This window comes from Streptomyces sp. JLBT605 (assembly GCF_058215555.1).
This window is the reverse complement of record NZ_CM177087.1, coordinates 4,138,892-4,153,186: the sequence shown is the minus strand read 5'-3', so window position 1 is coordinate 4,153,186 and position 14,295 is coordinate 4,138,892. Positions and strand designations below refer to the sequence as shown.

Genomic DNA, 14,295 nt, shown 5'->3' with positions numbered 1-14,295 from the left:
CACCGCCCGACCGTCACCCGGCCTCTTCCACAGGACTGACCTCACCATGTTCCGTACCGCCTTGCGCAACGTGCTCGCGCACAAGGCCCGGCTGCTGATGACCGTGCTCGCCGTCCTCCTCGGCGTGGCGTGCGTCTCCGGCACCCTGGTCTTCACCAACACCGTCTCCGACGCGTACCAGAAGAGCTCCGAGAAGGGCTACCGCAACGTCGACGTCGCCATCACCCCCGAGGACGACGATGACGACAAGGACCGGCCGGGCGACGCCCCCAAGCTGACCCAGCAGCTGCTGGACAAGGCCGCGAAGGTGCCCGGCGCCGACTACGCCACCGGCGCCATCTCCGGCTTCACCGCGCTGTCCGACAAGGACGGCGACCTGCTGGGCGGCGGCTTCTCCACCATCGGCGCCAACTACTACCCGGGCAAGGACGGCAAGGACGCCCGGTACCCGATGACCAGCGGCCGGGCGCCGACCGCCCCGGGCGAGATCGCCCTGGACAGCAAGAGCGCCGACAAGGGCCACTACAAGGTCGGCGACATCATCCGGGTCTCCGTCGACGGCCCGGTGCTGAAGCCGAAGGTCACCGGCATCTTCACCACCGACGACGGCAATGTCGCGGCCGGCGGCAGCCTCGCGCTCTTCGACACCGCCACCGCCCAGAAGCTGTTCGCCAAGCCGGGCGAGTTCAGCGAGATCGACATCAAGGCCAAGCCCGGCACCTCGCAGGCGGCCCTCAAGGCCCAGGTCGACAAGATCCTGCCCAAGGGCAAGGCGGAGGCCGAGACCGGCCAGAAGATCTCCGACGACCAGGCCGAGGCCATCAAGAAGGGCACCGACGGCCTGCGCACCTTCATGCTGGTCTTCGCCGGCATCTCGCTCTTCGTCGGCATCTTCATCATCGCCAACACCTTCACCATGCTGGTCGCCCAGCGCACCAAGGAACTCGCCCTGATGCGGGCGGTCGGCGCCAGCCGCCGCCAGGTGACCCGCTCGGTGCTGATCGAGGCCACCGTCGTCGGCACCATCGCGTCCGCCATCGGCCTGCTCGCCGGTGTCGGCCTCGGCGCCGGACTGCGCTCGCTGCTGGGCACCACCGGCGCCACCGTTCCGGACGGCCCGCTGGTGGTCGACACCAACACCGTCCTGACCTCGATGATCGTCGGCATCGTGGTGACCGTGCTCGCCGCCTGGCTGCCCGGCCGCCGCGCCGCCAAGATCCCGCCGGTCGCCGCGATGAGCAGCGTCCACGCGGTCGCCTCCACCCGCAGCCTGGTGGTGCGCAACACCATCGGCGCCATCTTCGCCGGCGTGGGTGTCGCCCTCGTCCTGGCCGGCACCGGGATGAGCGACGGCAAGCAGGCCATGGGGCTGGGCGCGGTCGTGCTGCTGATCGGCGTGTTCATCCTGACCCCGCTGCTGTCCCGGCCGATCATCGCGGCCGCCGCGCCACTGCTCCGGGTCTTCGGGATCTCCGGCAAGCTCGCCCGGCAGAACGCCGTCCGCAACCCGCGCCGCACCGCGGCCACCGCCTCGGCGCTGATGGTCGGCCTCACCCTGATCACCGGTCTGACGGTGATCGCGGGCAGCGTCCAGAAGAGCATCGACAAGATGGCCCGGGACTCCCTCTCCGCGGACTACTTCGTCACGATGGGCGACAAGGACTCCTCCACCCCGCTCTCCCCGGGCGTGGAGAAGAAGCTCACCGCGCTCAAGGAGGTCACCGCCTCCAGCCCGATGCGCATGTCCGAGTCCCGGATCAACGGTGACGACGAGACGCTGGTCGGCGTCAACGGCAAGACCATCAAGGAGCTGCTGAACCTGGACTTCACCCAGGGCTCGATCTCCTCCCTCCGCCCGGACACCGTCCTGGTCGACAAGGACCTCGCCGAGGACAAGGGCTGGAAGGTCGGCTCCACCCTCAACGTGACCTACGAGGACGCCGCGCGCGGGCGGCTCAAGGTCAGCGGTGTCTACGAGGGCAACGAGATCGTCAACGGCATCATGGTGGACAACACCACGCTCACCCCGCACCTGGACCGGGTCAACGACTTCCAGCTGATGCTGAAGACCACCGGCGGCCCGTCCGACGCCACCAAGGACACCCTGGAGAAGGCGCTCGGCGACAACCCGGCGATCCGCGTCCAGGACATGGACGACGTCTCCAACGACATCGCCAAGTTCTTCAACCTGATGCTGAACATGCTCTACGGGCTGCTCGGCATGGCCGTGGTCATCGCGGTGCTCGGCGTCATCAACACCCTGGCGATGTCGGTCTTCGAACGCTCCCAGGAGATCGGGATGCTGCGGGCGATCGGCCTCGACCGGCGCGGCATCAAGCGGATGGTGCGGCTGGAGTCGCTGGTCATCTCGCTCTTCGGCGGTGTGCTCGGCATCGGTCTGGGCACCTTCTTCGGCTGGGCGGCCGGTGAGCTGATCTCCTCGGGCCTGTCCACCTACGAGCTGGTCCTGCCGTGGGGCCGGATGGCGATCTTCCTGGCGCTGGCCGCGGTGGTCGGTGTGCTGGCCGCGACGTGGCCGGCACGGCGGGCGGCCAAGCTGAACATGCTGACGGCGATCAAGTCGTAGCGGATTCCTGGGGCTCCGCCCCAGACCCCGCTCCTCAAGCGCCGGAGGGGCTGGATTGCGCTCGGGCGGGCTGGCAAAGATGCAGCCCGCCCGAGCCTTTCCTTCGGCGTACTAGCCCCTCCAGTCGCGGGAGCGCAGCGGCATGCGGGAGGCGCCGGAGTCCGGGGTGCGGACGGCGAGCACCTGGTTGACCCCGATCCGGTTGCGCTCGAAGGACAGCGCGCACGCCGCCATGTAGAGCCGCCAGACCCGGGCCCGGCCCGGCGAGGCGGCCCGTACCGCCCGCGGCCAGGCGGCCTCCAGATTGGCCACCCAGCGCCGCAGGGTCAGGGCATAGTGCTCGCGTATCGCCTCCACGTCCCGCACCTCGAAGCCCGCCCGCTCCAGCTGGGCGACGGTGCGGCCCAGCGGGGCCAGCTCGCCGTCCGGGAAGACGTAGGCGTCGATGAACCGGTCGACGCGGTACGCCTCCTCGTCCGGCTCGGGGCGGCGCGCGATCTGGTGGTTGAGGAGCCGGCCGCCGGGGGCGAGCAGCCGGTGGAGGTCGGCGGCGTACTGGGCGTACTGGGCGGAGCCGACGTGCTCGGCCATGCCGATGGAGGAGATCGCGTCGAACGGCCCGTCCGGCACCTGCCGGTAGTCCTGGACCCGGATCTCCACCCGGTCGGCCAGCCCGGCGTCCGCGACCCGCTTGCGGGCGTAGGCGGCCTGCTCCGCGGAGAGCGTGATGCCGACCGCCCGCACGCCGTACTCCCGGGCGGCGTGCAGCACCATCGAGCCCCAGCCGCAGCCCACGTCCAGCAGCCGGCGACCGGGCCGCAGGGCCAGCTTGCGGCAGATCAGGTCGAGCTTGGCGCGCTGCGCCTCCTCCAGGGAATCCATCCCGGACTCCCAGTAGGCGCACGAGTAGACCATCGAGGGGCCCAGCACCAGCTCGTAGAAGTCGTTTCCCACGTCGTAGTGGTGGCTGATGGCGGCCTTGTCGCGGCGGAGGGTGTGCAGCGGCCCGCGGCGGAAGCGGACCTCCTCCGGGGGCGGGGCGGGCGGCAGTCCCGGGCCGGCGAGGGCGAGCAGTTCGCGGATGCCGGCCCGCACCGCCGGGTCGCGCAGGGCGCGCAGCCCGGCCACCGGTCCGCTGCCGTGCCGGAGCGGGGTGGCGCGCTCCCATATCAGGCCGGAGAGCCGGTCCAGGGCGACGTAGAGGTCGCCCTCGATGTCGAGGTCGCCGGCCACCCAGGCGCGGGCCAGGCCGAGTTCGCCCGGCTTCCACAGGATCCGGTGCAGGGCACGGCGCCGGCGCAGGACCACTGTGGGCGCGTCCGGGGGGCCGGCCTCACTGCCGTCCCAGGCGCGGAGGCGGACCGGGAGGGGGGCTCCCAGTGCCTCCTGGGCGAGCGCGGTGAGCCGGGCAGCGGTATCGACCATGTCGCACACCTCCGTGATGGGGGGTCAGCAAAGGCCCACCCCTCACGTAAACACCGCCGGGCCCGGCGCACAGTCCCGTGTGCACGACCGCAGTCGGCGGAAAACCGGATTCAGCCGCCCGGCCCCGGCCGCGGCCGATTCGCGCGGCGCGCACCGCGCGCCCGGGGAACGCCGAAGGGCGCCCGCCCCACGGATGGCGGACGCCCTCGGCGTCGATGTGTGTCCGACTCGCCCGGCGGTGTTCCGCCGGATGAGCCGGGCAGGTCGTGTCCGACCGGGTCAGGAAGCCTTGGCCTGCTCGACCTTGGTCTCGTCCTTCTTGGCCGCGGCGGCCGCGCTGACCGGGGCGGCGGCCTCGTAGAACTCCTCGCGGGGGTTCTCGATGGCGCCGAGCGAGACGACCTCGCGCTTGAGGAACATCTGCAGGGTCCAGTCGGCCAGCACCCGGATCTTGCGGTTGAAGGTCGGCATCGCCATGCCGTGGTAGCCGCGGTGCATGTACCAGGCGAGACGGCCCTTGAGCTTGATCTTCGTCTTGCCGAAGACCAGCATCGCGACGCCCTTGTGCAGGCCGAGACCGGCCACGGCGCCCTTGTTGGCGTGCTTGTACTCGCGCTGCGGGAAACCGCGCATGCCCGAGATGACGTTGTCGCCGAGGACCTTGGACTGGCGCAGCGCGTGCTGGGCGTTGGGCGGGCACCAGGCGCCCTCGCCGACGGCGAGGTCCGGGACCTGGGCGTTGTCGCCGGCGGCCCAGATGTAGTCGGTGCCCTGCACCTGGAGGGTGGGGGCGGTGTCCACGTGGCCGCGCGGGCCCAGCGGCAGGCCGAAGCGGGCGAGCGCCGGGTTCGGCTTCACACCGGCGGTCCACACGATGGTGCTGGAGTCGACCTCCAGGCCGTTCTTCAGCACGACGTGACCGTCGACGCAGGACTCCATCGAGGTCTGGAGGTAGATCTCGATGCCGCGCTTCTTGAGGTGCTCAAGGCCCCACTGGCCGAGCTTGGGGCCGACCTCGGGGAGGATCTTGTCCGCGGCGTCGACCAGGATGAAGCGCATGTCCTCGCGGTTCACCGTGGGGTAGTACTTCGCGGCGTCGCGGGCCATGTCCTCGACCTCGCCGATGGTCTCCGCGCCGGCGAAGCCACCGCCGACGAAGACGAAGGTCAGCGCCTTGCGGCGGACCTCCTCGTCGGTGGTCGAGTCGGCCTTGTCGAGCTGCTCGAGGACGTGGTTGCGCAGGCCGATGGCCTCCTCCACACCCTTCATGCCGATGCCGTTCTCGGCCAGGCCGGGGATCGGGAAGGTCCGGGAGACCGCGCCGAGCGCGATGACCAGGTAGTCGAAGGGCAGCTCGTACGCCTCGCCGACGAGCGGCTGGACGCTGGCGACCTTGCGGTCCTGGTCGATGGTCGTGACGCGGCCGGTGAGGACCTCCGCCTTGGGGAGCACGCGCCGCAGCGGGACCACGACGTGGCGCGGGGAGATGCTGCCGGCAGCAGCTTCGGGGAGGAAGGGCTGGTACGTCATGTACGAGCGCGGGTCGACGACCGTGACGGTCGCCTCGCCGTACCGCATCTTCTTGAGGATGCGGCGTGCCGCGTACAGGCCTACGTACCCACCGCCTACAACGAGGATCCTGGGACGCTCCGTGGTGCTCATGTTTCGAGTATCCAGCACCCATTGGAGGGGTGCTCGTGAGCCCCTTCACAAGCATCGCGAAGGCATCTGCTACACTCCGCCGCCACCGTGACCCACGCCATACCCCCGGGAGGGAACCACCTCCCCGCCAGGCGCGTTGTTCACCCCCACTGATCTGCGCTTGGGGCTGCCGAGCCGGGTGAACCAGCGGTTTCGGGGGCGGTTCGGCGACCCTTCGGAAACATGGCGTTTCACACCCAACACCCCTGCGAGACCCCGGAAACAGGGTCCGACGGCCTCCAGATGCGACTGTCGGACCCCTTTTTCATGTGAAGGATTTCACGACCCTTTTTCCGGAGGAGGCCCCCAGCCGCCCCGGAAGGGGTCCGAAACGGCTGAAAGACGACCCCTGGCCGGGGGTGCTACGCCTCGTCGGCAGCCGCGGCGAAAGCGATCCCGTCGAGGATGTCGTGTTCGCTCACCACGACCTCTTCGGCACCGATCCGGTCCATGATCTTCAGCAGGATGACCGCGCCGGCGGTGATGACGTCGACCCGTCCCGGGTGGATCACCGGGATCGCCACCCGATCGGCGTGGGTGGAGGCGAGCAGCCGCGTGGTGATGTCGCGGACCTGGTCGTAGGAGATCCGCGCGTGGTGGACGACGGTGGAGTCGTACTCCGGGAGCCCCAGCGCGATGGCGGCGACGGTGGTGACCGAGCCGGCCAGTCCCACCAGGGTACGGGCCCGTGTCAATGGCACCGTCTCCTCGGCGAGCGCGAGCGCCGCCTCGACGTCCGCCTCTATGGCCGCGACCTGCTCCGGAGCCGGCGGGTCGGTGACCCGGCCGTCCACCACCAGATGGCGCTCGGTCATCCGCACACAGCCGATGTCCACGCTGCGGGCGGCGAGCGAGGGGTGGCGCGATGGGGGTCCCCCCGGACGAAGTCTGGGGGAGCCTCCGGCAAGGGTGGTGGTGGGCGACGGGTGGGCATGCTCCTCACCGACGACGAACTCCGTCGAGCCGCCGCCGATGTCCACCACCAGATACGGCTTCTCGACGTGGCCCACCCGTCGCCCACCACCACCCTCAACCGAAGGGCGCTCCGCACCCGCCCCTCTCTCCAGAGCCACCAACTCCCGGGTGGCGCCGGTGAAGGAGAACTCCGCCTCCTGGTCGCCGGTGATCACCTCGGGCTCGACGCCCAGGATGTCCAGCACGCCCTGGACGAAGTCCGCCCGGTTCTCCACGTCCCGGGAGGCCGAGGTGGCGACGAAGCGGAGGCTGCCGGCGCCCAGCTCCTTGATCACGGCGGCGTACTCGCGGCAGGCCGCGAAGGTCCGCTCCAGCGCCTCCGGAGCGAACCGGCCGGTGCGGTCCACGCCCTGGCCCAGCCGGACGATCCGCATCCGGCGGTCCAGCTCGGTCAGCTCGCCGGTCGCCGGGTCGATGTCGGCGACGAGCAGCCGGATGGAGTTGGTGCCGCAGTCGATGGCGGCGACGCGCTTCACTGGTCGCCACCCTCGGCGCCGGCAGGGTGCTCCGTGCCCTCGGCGGACTCGGCGCACGGAGTGACGCAGGGGCCCTTGCGCCACCACTCCGGCAGCATCGCGATGGTCTCGTCGCCCAGCGGGTTGACCCCGGGGCCGGCGGCCAGCGAGTGGCCGACGAGCACGTGCAGGCACTTCACCCGGTCCGGCATGCCGCCCGCGCTGGGGAAGCCCTCCAGCACCTCGATGGCGTCCCGGCGCGCGATGTAGTCCTCGTGGGCGGCCCGGTAGGCGGCGGCCAGCTCCGGGTCGGTGGCGAGCCGGGCCTGCATCTCCTTCATCACGCCCTCCGCCTCCAGGGTGCCGATGGCGGACGCGGCGCGCGGGCAGGTCAGGTAGTACAGCGTCGGGAACGGCGTGCCGTCCTCAAGGCGCGGCGCCGTCTCGACGACGTCCGGGTTGCCGCACGGGCAGCGGTGGGCGATGGCGCGCAGACCGCGCGGCGGGCGGCCCAGCTGCTCTTTGAAGGCGGCGACGTCCGCGGCGGTGGGCGGGGTGGGCTCCGTCTGCGGAGGGGGCGTGTCCATGAGTGGCGGTTCTCTTCGTGTCGTGTCGGGACGGACGGAAGCGGATGCGGTGCGGATGCGGTGCGGATGCGGAGAGGCGGGGAGGGCAGGACGGCCGGGCGGAGCGTCGGCACGCCCGCGCGCGGGACGCGGGGGCGTGGGTCAGCGCCGCGGTCGCGGAGCTGTGTCCGCCGCCTCCAGGCCGTCCAGCAGATTGCGGTACCAGGGCTGGTCGGCGGCCCTGCGGCCGTCGGCGCGGTCGGCGCCTGGGCCCTGGCCCACCATGTTGAAGCCGGTCTCGCCCGGCCGCACATAGTGCAGCTGCTCGCGCGCCAGCCGCTCGATGTACGCGGGGTCCTTCAGCCGGGCCTTCTGGTCGCGCAGCCGGTCGGCTTCCCGGCGCTCCTGTTCGGCCAGCCGCCGCTGCTCGGCGATGTCCGCGCGCTGGGAGACGTACTGCCGTATCGGGTAGGCGAGGGCGACGACCAGCGAGCACAGCACGAGCGCGAGCAGCGCCGCCCGGCCGGTGAGGCGGTTGCGCCGGCCGCGCGCCCGGTAGACGCGGGCGGCGGCGTGCTCGCCGAGCGCCTTGAGCCTGGTCGCGGTGGAGAACCGTGCCCGGTCCGCGCCCATGTCCGCCTCCCCTGCCTGCGTGGCGCCCGATGCGTCGCCTGGTGCGTCAAAGCCCGACCGGCCGCGCCACGCGCGTCCGTCCCCGCCCACGGTACGGGACCGGGTGCGGGGACGGACGGACGACGGGCGGTCAGCCGGGGCCGGTCAGCCCCTGCCGTGCCTGCCGGCTCTTCGCGCGTGCCGGGCGTTCAGCCCTTGGACCGGGGTGTTCAGCCCTTGAACCGCGGGAAGGCGGAGCGGCCGGCGTACACCGCGGCGTCGTCGAGGATCTCCTCGATGCGCAGCAGCTGGTTGTACTTGGCGACGCGCTCGGAGCGGGCCGGGGCGCCGGTCTTGATCTGGCCGCAGTTGGTGGCGACGGCCAGGTCGGCGATGGTGACGTCCTCGGTCTCGCCGGAGCGGTGCGACATCATGCACTTGAAGCCGCTGCGCTGGGCCAGCTCGACGGCGTCGAGGGTCTCGGTCAGCGAGCCGATCTGGTTCACCTTCACCAGCAGGGCGTTCGCGGCGCCCTCCTCGATGCCGCGGCCCAGGCGCTCCGGGTTGGTGACGAACAGGTCGTCGCCGACCAGCTGGACCTTGTCGCCGAGCTTGGCGGTGATGGTCTTCCAGCCGTCCCAGTCGTCCTCGAAGAGCGGGTCCTCGATGGAGACCAGCGGGTAGGCCGCGACGAGCTCGGCGTAGTACTCGGTCATCTCGGCGGCGGTGCGGGACTGGCCCTCGAAGTTGTACGAGCCGTCCTTGTAGAACTCGGAGGCGGCGACGTCCAGCGCGAGCGCGATGTCCTGGCCGGGGGTGTAGCCGGCCTGCTTGATGGCCTCCAGGATCAGGTCCAGGGCCTCGCGGTTGGAGCCGAGGTTCGGGGCGAAGCCGCCCTCGTCGCCCAGGCCGGTGGACAGGCCCTTGGCCTTCAGCACGGCCTTGAGGGTGTGGTAGACCTCGGTGCCCCAGCGCAGGGCCTCGGAGAAGGACTCCGCGCCGACCGGCGCGATCATGAACTCCTGGATGTCCACGTTGGAGTCGGCGTGCGAGCCGCCGTTGAGGATGTTCATCATCGGGACCGGCAGCAGGTGGGCGTTGGGGCCGCCCAGGTACCGGAAGAGCGGGAGGTCGCTGGCCTCGGAGGCGGCGTGCGCGACGGCGAGCGAGACGCCGAGGATGGCGTTGGCGCCGAGCGAGGACTTGTCCGGGGTGGCGTCCAGGTCGAACATCGCCTGGTCGATCAGCCGCTGCTCGGTGGCGTCGTAGCCGACCAGCTCCGGGCCGATCTGCTCGATCACGGCGAGGACGGCCTTCTCGACGCCCTTGCCGAGGTAGCGGTTCTTGTCCCCGTCACGCAGCTCAAGCGCCTCGAAAGCGCCGGTCGAGGCGCCGGACGGCACGGCAGCACGGCCAGTGCTGCCGTCGTCGAGGCCGACCTCGACCTCGACCGTGGGGTTGCCTCGCGAGTCGAGGATCTCGCGAGCTACGACGACGTCGATGGACGGCACGAGGATCTCCTTCGTGTGGGTCTGCGTCTGCAGCATGAGCCTAACCGGCGAAGCGGGCTGCGCTCGCGCTGCGCCCGCCGAACGAGACGGCGGGCGCGGCTTGCCGCGCCGGGGCTCCGCCGCGGGCCCCGGGCCCCGGCCTCCGGACGGGCCGGCCACGCGGCGGAGCCGCATAGGGTCGCGGCCGGCCCGTCCGGAGATGTGCGGAGCAGGTCAGCGCAGGTCGAGGTGCTGACCGGGGTAGATCAGATCGGCGTCGTCGACGATGTCGTCGTTCAGCTTGTACAGCTGCTGCCAGCCGCCCTGGACGTGCTGTGCGGCGGCGATGGTGGAGAGGGTGTCGCCCGCCTTGACGGTGTACTCGCCGTCGCCCTGGCGCACGGTGCGGTGCTCGGACCGGTTGGCCGGCGCGGACTCGGCGCGCTCGGCGCGCGGCTGCGGCGCGGGCTGGGCCTGCGGCTTGCTCTGCTGCTGCTGCGGCTGGGCCTGCGGCTTCGGCTGCGCCTGCGGCTTGCTCTGCTGCTGCGGCTGGGTCTGCGGGGCCGGGGAGCCGCCCTGGGTCAGGTTGACCCCGCAATGCGGCCAGGCGCCCTTGCCCTGGCTGGCCAGGACCTTCTGGGCTATCTGGATCTGCTGGTCCTTGGTGGCCTTGTCGGCGGTCGGGGCGAACGCGGTACCGCCGTACGCGGCCCAGGTCGAGGCCGAGAACTGCAGGCCGCCGTAGTAACCGTTGCCGGTGTTGATCGACCAGTTGCCGCCGGACTCGCACTGGGCGACCTGGTCCCACTGGTCGGTGGTCGCGGCGGAGGCGCCGGTGGCGGCCATCAGCGGAGCGGCGATCGCGGCGCCGGTGACACCGGCGAGGGTGGCGATCCGAGCGGCCTTGGACGGACGACGATGCTTGCCCTTGGACTTGAGCATGGTTGGTTCGTTTCCTCACCGACGCCTACGAGGTGAGCTGTCGGGTTCGGGCGTGTGAGCTGGCCCGGCCGGGTGCTTTTTTCTCAAGCACCCGGCTTCACCCCTAGCCGGTCGGACCGGCGCAAATCCTGGGTCCCCCGCTCCTGCCTTCGGCGCTTGCGCGTCGACAACCCCCCGGCCGGTGGCAGGACTCGGCGTGCCGGTCGGCGGTGCCCGCGGTGGCGAGCGGTCACGACCGTAAGCACAGCCGCCCGGAGAGCTCAAACCCCGACAGTTACGGAGACTCAGCCGTGTTTGCGCTCAAGGAATAGCTATCCGTGCAGGTCAGACGTGATCCACTCAGGCCGGACATGCCAGACACGCCCCGCGGTGCGAAGAGACTCATGTCTCACTTTTCGCCGTCCAGGACGAGCTCCTGGCCGGGCAGGATCAGGTCCGGGTCGTCTCCGATGACGCTCTCGTTGGCTTCGTAGAGGGCGGGCCAGCCGCCGGCGACCTCATGCTCCTCGGCGATGGCTGACAGGTTGTCACCGGGGCGCACGGTGTAGTCGGCCGGGCCGTGCTCCACCGGGGTCTGGCGACCCTCGCCGCGCGAGGCGTGCCGTCCGGCGGGCCGGTCGCCGTCCTTCTCGGTCCGGTCGTCGGACGGGCCCCGGTGCTTGCCGCTGCCGGGAGCCGGGGTGGAGTGCTCGCCCTTGCCCTGGTCCTGGTCCGTGCCGTGGCCGGAGTCGCCGGTCTTGCCGTCCTCGTCGCCCTTGCCGGGCTCGCCGTGCTCGCCGCCCTTGTCGCCGGACGGGTCCGGGTCCGGCTTCGCGCCGTCCTCGCCGGAGCCGTCGCCGTCCTTGCCGGGCTTGGCATCGGAGCCGGAGGACGGGGTGTTCCGCTCGTCGTCCCCGGGCTTGCGGGCGTCATCGGAGTCAGCGGAGTCGTCGGAGTCGCGGGATCCGTCCGCCCCGTCGCGGGACTTGGAGGATCCGGAGCTGTCGTCGTCGGGCGTGCCGGTCGGCCCGTCGGTGGGCTTCTCGCTCGGCTCGGGCGCCGGGGACTCGGTCCTGCCGGGGTTCACATCGGGTGCCTGGCCGTCCTCGGTCAGCCCGGCGTTCAGCGCGCAGCGCGGCCAGCCCTCGGGCCCGGTGTCGGCGAGCATGTTCTCGGCGACGGTGATCTGCTGGGAACGGCTGGCCAGGTCCGGGCGCGGGGCGTAGGCGGTGCCGCCGTAGTCCTTCCACATGTCGAGGGTCAACTGCAGACCGCCGTAGAAGCCGTTGCCGGTGTCGGCGCTCCACATCCCCCCGCTCTCGCATTCCGCGACGCGGTCCCAGGTCTCGCTGTCGGCGGCGTGGGCGCCGGTGGCCGCGAGCAGCGGCATCGCGATGCTCGCTCCGGTCACCCCCGCGGCGACGACGATGGCCGGAGCCTGACGGGGTCGGCGGTGTCTACCGTTCCCGGAGCGCATGCGGTCTGCCTCTCGTGTGGCGGCTGAGTTGTCGGATGAACATAATCGGGCCGCCGGTGAGTCACAAGTCGATGTAGCGGGGGTCACGCGAAGATCACAGCCTGACAGAGCGTCACCAACGCATCTGTCTGACCGTCAGGTTCTTTCGGGCGTGAACTCCACGGGCAGCGAACGCAGTCCGCGCATGATGAGCCCGCCGCGCCATCGCAAATCATCCGAATCTGCCGCGAGTCGCAGGTCAGGGAGGCGGCGCAGCAGGGTGGCGAGGGCGGTCTGGGCCTCCAGCCGGGCCAGCGGGGCGCCCAGGCAGTAGTGGATGCCGTGGCCGTAGCCGAGATGCTGATTGTCACGGCGCGTCAGGTCGAGCGCGTCGGGGTGGAGGAAACGTTCGGGGTCGCGGTCGGCGGCGGCGAGCACCACGAGCACCGGGTCGCCGGCGGCGATGCGCTGCCCGCCGAGGGTGACCGGCTCGGTGGCGAAACGCCAGGTGGCCATCTCCACCGGACCGTCGTAGCGCAGCAGCTCCTCCACGGCGGACCCGAGCAGCGCGGTGTCGTCCTCGGCGACGGCCCGCTGGAACCGCGCCCCCTGCTCCGGATGGCGCAGCAGCGCGTAGGTGCCGTTGCCGATGAGGTTGACGGTGGTCTCGAAACCGGCGAAGAGCAGGATGAAGGCCATGGCGGCGGCCTCGTTCTCGGTCAGGTGCTCGCCGTGGTCGCTGGCCCGGATCAGCCCGGAGATCAGGTCGTCGGCCCCGTCCTCGCGCAGGGACTCGCGCTTGCGGTGGATCAGCTCGGCCAGGTAGGCCCGCATCTTCTTGACCGACCGGGCGACGCCGCCCCTGGGACCCCCTCCGTGTCGGATCATCATGCCGGCCCAGTCGCGGAAGTCGTCCTGGTCCTCGGGCGGGACGCCGAGCATGTCGCAGATGGCGTAGATGGGCAGCGGGAAGGCGAACTCATGGATGAGGTCGGCTTCGCCGCGCTCGGCGAAGCCGTCGATGAGCCGGTCGGTGAGCTCCTGCACCCGGGGCGCGAACTGGGCCACCCGGCGCGGGGTGAACGCCTTCGACACCAGCCGCCGCAGCCGGGTGTGGTCCGGCGGGTCGATGTTGAGCAGGTGCGTCATCAGGCCCGCGCTGCGCTCCCCCGGGATGCCCACCTTGCCCTTGCCGTGCGCGTTCTCGCTGTGGTGGAGGGGGTTCTTCGACAGCCGGCCGTCGGCGAGGGCCTGCCGGGCGTCGGCGTACCGGGTGACCAGCCAGGCGTCCACCCCGCTGGGCAGCTCGGCGCGGTGCACCGGAGCGTGCTCCCGCAGCCAGGCGTAGGCGGGGTAGGGGTCGGTGGCGAACTCCCAGGTGAACAGCTCCGGCGCGGGCTGGTCGGCGGCGCCGCGCCGAGGGCAGGCGGGCGGCCCGGAGTCGGCGGCAGGCGGGCCGGAGTCGGCGGCGGACGGGCCGGAGGCAGGCGGGCCGGAATCGGCGCGCGAGGGGCGAGCGGGCTGGTCGGCGGCGGGCTGGTCGAACACCTCCCGACCGTATCGCGGGCCTCGCGCACGCCGCGGCGACGGATCCGCGCCGGAGTCCTTCACGGAGACCTCCGGCAGGATCCGTCACCGCTTCCGATCAGCCGCGAACCGCCGTGCTCAGCCGTGCTCAGCCGTTGCCGAAGGAGCCGCTGTGTCCGGGGGTCCACTTCGGCGGCGGCTCGTCGGTATCCCACTCCTCGCTGCCGAAATTGCCGAATTCGTACGGCATGTGCCGCTCGCCGTCCTGGGGGACCTCCATCGGTTTGCGGCGCTGCGTCCGTGTGGGGGTCGGATGCGAGTCCTGGTGCCCCGGGCCGTGGTCGGGCGACGTCGGGTGACCGCTCTCGTGCTCCTGCTCGGTCTCCCAGGCGCCGGCGCGTGGCTGGGGCCCCTGCGGGCGCGGGTTCTCCCTCATCATGACCCTGATCCCCAGCACGACGGCCAGGATCAGGATGATGGTGATGCCGACCCCCGCGACCAGCGGTCCGATACCCACCAGGTGGTCCCGGACGGCGAGCGAGACGCTGTCGTTCATACCCATACCTATGTCATACCCCTT

At 71.5% G+C, this 14,295-nt stretch carries 11 protein-coding genes and 1 riboswitch; of the genes, 1 reads left to right on the top strand and 10 read right to left on the bottom strand.

Going from position 1 to position 14,295, the window contains the following annotated elements:
- The first annotated feature begins 46 nt into the window (after positions 1-46).
- Entirely contained in the window at positions 47-2,587 is a 2,541-nt protein-coding gene (locus AC4BDD_RS18040; protein WP_490686474.1) for an ABC transporter permease, read from the top strand.
- Positions 2,588-2,698: 111 nt separating this feature from the next.
- Here the strand turns inward: AC4BDD_RS18040 and AC4BDD_RS18035 are convergent, their stop codons facing one another.
- The 10 genes from AC4BDD_RS18035 to AC4BDD_RS17990 form a co-directional block, all read right to left on the bottom strand.
- A complete protein-coding gene (locus AC4BDD_RS18035) occupies positions 2,699-4,012 on the bottom strand; it encodes a class I SAM-dependent methyltransferase (RefSeq protein ID WP_490686473.1) in 1,314 nt (437 codons plus the stop codon).
- A gap of 279 nt (positions 4,013-4,291) precedes the next feature.
- Positions 4,292-5,674, bottom strand: a complete 1,383-nt coding sequence (locus tag AC4BDD_RS18030) for an NAD(P)/FAD-dependent oxidoreductase (protein ID WP_490686472.1) — start codon at positions 5,672-5,674, stop codon at positions 4,292-4,294.
- 401 nt (positions 5,675-6,075) lie between these two features.
- Positions 6,076-7,164, bottom strand: coding sequence for a Ppx/GppA phosphatase family protein (locus AC4BDD_RS18025; protein WP_490686471.1), 1,089 nt, complete (start codon positions 7,162-7,164; stop codon positions 6,076-6,078).
- Entirely contained in the window at positions 7,161-7,730 is a 570-nt protein-coding gene (locus AC4BDD_RS18020) for a DUF501 domain-containing protein (RefSeq protein ID WP_490686470.1), read from the bottom strand. Before AC4BDD_RS18020 ends, AC4BDD_RS18025 begins: the two co-directional genes overlap by 4 nt.
- 141 nt (positions 7,731-7,871) lie before the next feature.
- Positions 7,872-8,342 carry an FtsB family cell division protein gene (locus AC4BDD_RS18015; RefSeq protein ID WP_490686469.1) on the bottom strand — a complete coding sequence of 157 codons (471 nt, stop codon included), beginning with the start codon at positions 8,340-8,342 and terminating at the stop codon, positions 7,872-7,874.
- A gap of 209 nt (positions 8,343-8,551) precedes the next feature.
- A complete protein-coding gene (eno, locus tag AC4BDD_RS18010; protein ID WP_490691828.1) occupies positions 8,552-9,832 on the bottom strand; it encodes a phosphopyruvate hydratase in 1,281 nt (426 codons plus the stop codon).
- A 213-nt stretch (positions 9,833-10,045) separates the two neighbouring features.
- On the bottom strand, positions 10,046-10,753 hold the full coding sequence (locus AC4BDD_RS18005; protein ID WP_490686468.1) for a transglycosylase family protein: 708 nt from the start codon (positions 10,751-10,753) through the stop codon (positions 10,046-10,048).
- 7 nt (positions 10,754-10,760) lie between these two features.
- Positions 10,761-10,918, bottom strand: a riboswitch (cyclic di-AMP (ydaO/yuaA leader).
- Positions 10,919-11,141: 223 nt separating this feature from the next.
- Complete coding sequence (locus tag AC4BDD_RS18000; protein ID WP_490686467.1) at positions 11,142-12,143, bottom strand: transglycosylase family protein; 1,002 nt, start codon at positions 12,141-12,143, stop codon at positions 11,142-11,144.
- 201 nt (positions 12,144-12,344) lie between these two features.
- Complete coding sequence (locus AC4BDD_RS17995; RefSeq protein WP_490686466.1) at positions 12,345-13,736, bottom strand: cytochrome P450 family protein; 1,392 nt, start codon at positions 13,734-13,736, stop codon at positions 12,345-12,347.
- A 127-nt stretch (positions 13,737-13,863) separates the two neighbouring features.
- The gene (locus AC4BDD_RS17990; protein WP_490686465.1) at positions 13,864-14,277 is read right to left on the bottom strand and encodes a DUF6479 family protein; all 414 of its coding nucleotides are present in this window, start codon (positions 14,275-14,277) and stop codon (positions 13,864-13,866) included.
- Between the last annotated feature and the right edge of the window lie 18 nt (positions 14,278-14,295).

Excerpts from the sequence above, each read along its gene's own strand:
- AC4BDD_RS17990 (WP_490686465.1), bottom strand. The coding sequence starts at position 14,277 with ATGGGTATGAACGACAGCGTCTCGCTCGCCGTCCGGGACCACCTGGTG.
- AC4BDD_RS18040 (WP_490686474.1), top strand. The coding sequence starts at position 47 with ATGTTCCGTACCGCCTTGCGCAACGTGCTCGCGCACAAGGCCCGGCTG.
- AC4BDD_RS18035 (WP_490686473.1), bottom strand. The coding sequence starts at position 4,012 with ATGGTCGATACCGCTGCCCGGCTCACCGCGCTCGCCCAGGAGGCACTG.
- AC4BDD_RS18015 (WP_490686469.1), bottom strand. The coding sequence starts at position 8,342 with ATGGGCGCGGACCGGGCACGGTTCTCCACCGCGACCAGGCTCAAGGCG.
- AC4BDD_RS18020 (WP_490686470.1), bottom strand. The coding sequence starts at position 7,730 with ATGGACACGCCCCCTCCGCAGACGGAGCCCACCCCGCCCACCGCCGCG.
- AC4BDD_RS18030 (WP_490686472.1), bottom strand. The coding sequence starts at position 5,674 with ATGAGCACCACGGAGCGTCCCAGGATCCTCGTTGTAGGCGGTGGGTAC.
- AC4BDD_RS18005 (WP_490686468.1), bottom strand. The coding sequence starts at position 10,753 with ATGCTCAAGTCCAAGGGCAAGCATCGTCGTCCGTCCAAGGCCGCTCGG.